The organism is Okeania sp. SIO2C2 (assembly GCF_010692625.1).
Classification (GTDB): domain Bacteria; phylum Cyanobacteriota; class Cyanobacteriia; order Cyanobacteriales; family Microcoleaceae; genus Okeania; species Okeania hirsuta.
In genome coordinates this window covers 1-2,036 of sequence record NZ_JAAHGM010000154.1, presented here as the reverse complement: position 1 = coordinate 2,036, position 2,036 = coordinate 1, and the positions used below count along the sequence as shown (strand labels likewise).

Here is a 2,036-nt window from a genome sequence, read left to right as displayed (position 1 = left end):
ATTCTTGACCTTGTACCGAGGCAGTGACTTAGACTTGGACTTAGACTTGGACTTCACGAGTATCTACTGATTCGTATTATCCTGATGCTATTTATAGCCTAAACGTCACCTTTTGTGCAACAAAGCCGAAATGAGTCTGAATATTCAAGGTATAGTTAGTTCTGTTAAAGAAGAGCTAGCTCCTCAGTTCGAGGAAAAATTACGCAGTTATTTAGTACAACAAGACCGAGAATGGTTAATTGAGCAAATTATACGTTTAACTTTAGATTCTTTATATATAAAAAAGAAAGATATTAAAGCTATTCAAGAACAAAAAGCTCAAGATAGGCTTTCAAGAATAGAACGTCTAAAAGACATGGCACTGGATAGAGAAAAATTAGATAAATTTCTCAAAAAGCATGAAAAAATAGACCGCAATCAACTAATAGAAGCTGGATATTTAATTAATAATCCTCCAGAAAAAGGAACTGACTTAATCACAGAAAAATATCGGAGTAACCAGGGTAATGAATTACTTCTTCTAGCTAAGGATGTGCTTTTTGCACTACTATTTGGGGATGAAAGTAATCATGTTAAATTCTCGTAAATTTAACAGGAATTATTAACATTAACTGTGCCCAGATTCAAATCTGAATCATTAAATTTTATGAAAGCAACAACAGAAATTAGTGGTTTGGGAACCTGGCAAGATCCGGATAGTGTATCTAATGATTCACGGGCAGATAATATTATTTTGCAGGTCGAGTATGGAGAGATAGAAGGAGAATTAATAGGCAGTGGTATTGTAACTTCTTTAAGCTTAATCAATAATCTAGAAATTAATGAGCAAATTCTTTATGCAAGAATGATAAATGTTGAACAAAGTACCTTAATTACTTAAATTTGTTAGGACTTACGCAAAATAAGATATTTCTGTCATTGCGTTAGCGCAGCTTTGCGACAGCAAACGACAGTGTTTGCGTTTCATGTGCGTAGCAAAGCAGTGTCAGGATAGCATATCAAACGTCAAAATTGCGTTCCTGATGCGTAAGTCCTGCTTTGATTAAGTTAATGCTCTCCAATCATAAAATTTGTACAGACTCAGTTTTAATTTCTGACAAATTTATCAGTCTGGCATCATTTGTAAATAACTTAGCATTCAGTGACTGTGCTGTTGCTGCCACAATATATCAGGAAGTTTCAACTTGTAACTTTTGCGTAAAGTGATCGCTAAATCTTTGATCTGACTCTCAATACCAACTATTGTTATCTGAGCTAAAAAATTACCAATTTGTACTTCCTCAACAGGAGTTAAATTAGGATAAGACAGCAATTCTATTTCTGTAATTATAGAAACAAAATATCTAGCATCAGGTAGAGGGTTGACTAACCGCCCACCTAAATAATACAAAACTACATTTGTATCTAGCACAATTAAATTTTCGATCGCTACCATTCATCCCTAATTTGTTGTTGATATTCCAAAGGGTCTAGACTGAGTTTTATTGTGCCTGCATACTTAGCTAAATCTACATTATTTTGTGCTTCCGTTTTTAACTCACAAGTCGCCAATAACTTTTCAATTTCTTGCCAGTCCTGATAGTCAATCAAAACTGCTACAGGACGCATAGCTTCATCGGTAACTATTTTCTTCTTAACATTTCGCATAATTTTCTCCTATCTATAGATAAACTCAGATAAACTCTATTGTTAACTTTCTCACAAACACTGTTGGACAAAAATGGCGATATTTTCCTTACTTTACTAGATTTCAAGTTGACATATCTCTACCATACAGCGTTTTCATTTTAGTAGAGACGCTGCATGGAACGTCCCTACAGGGTTATCATTTTTTAATGTGGTTCATTGACCTGAAAACTGCTTCATAAAACTGATACAAAGCGTCACATAACGTGACAAATTGATGTTTACTTCCTGCTTTCCTACGGAATGCTACGCAAACTGCTGAGGCCGTCGGCGGTTACTCATCCACAGGCATTAACGGTCAAGCCAACCGCATCTCTACACTCTATACTTACATTTAAGTCTTTGTCAAT

The 2,036-nt window shown here is 35.0% G+C and carries 4 protein-coding genes; 2 read left to right on the top strand and 2 right to left on the bottom strand.

The genetic code is table 11. The annotated features are described in order from the left end of the window. The first annotated feature begins 130 nt into the window (after positions 1–130). Together F6K18_RS36015 and F6K18_RS36010 are read left to right on the top strand one after the other, a co-directional pair. A complete protein-coding gene (locus F6K18_RS36015) occupies positions 131–586 on the top strand; it encodes a hypothetical protein (protein ID WP_287528159.1) in 456 nt (151 codons plus the stop codon). 60 nt (positions 587–646) lie between these two features. Next, positions 647–880, top strand: coding sequence for a hypothetical protein (locus F6K18_RS36010; protein ID WP_287528157.1), 234 nt, complete (start codon positions 647–649; stop codon positions 878–880). Between the two features lie 258 nt (positions 881–1,138). Here the strand turns inward: F6K18_RS36010 and F6K18_RS36005 are convergent, their stop codons facing one another. Together F6K18_RS36005 and F6K18_RS36000 are read right to left on the bottom strand one after the other, a co-directional pair. Continuing rightward, complete coding sequence (locus F6K18_RS36005) at positions 1,139–1,435, bottom strand: type II toxin-antitoxin system VapC family toxin (RefSeq protein ID WP_287528155.1); 297 nt, start codon at positions 1,433–1,435, stop codon at positions 1,139–1,141. Beyond that, the gene (locus tag F6K18_RS36000; protein WP_287528153.1) at positions 1,429–1,647 is read right to left on the bottom strand and encodes a hypothetical protein; all 219 of its coding nucleotides are present in this window, start codon (positions 1,645–1,647) and stop codon (positions 1,429–1,431) included. Before F6K18_RS36000 ends, F6K18_RS36005 begins: the two co-directional genes overlap by 7 nt. Positions 1,648–2,036 lie beyond the last annotated feature (389 nt).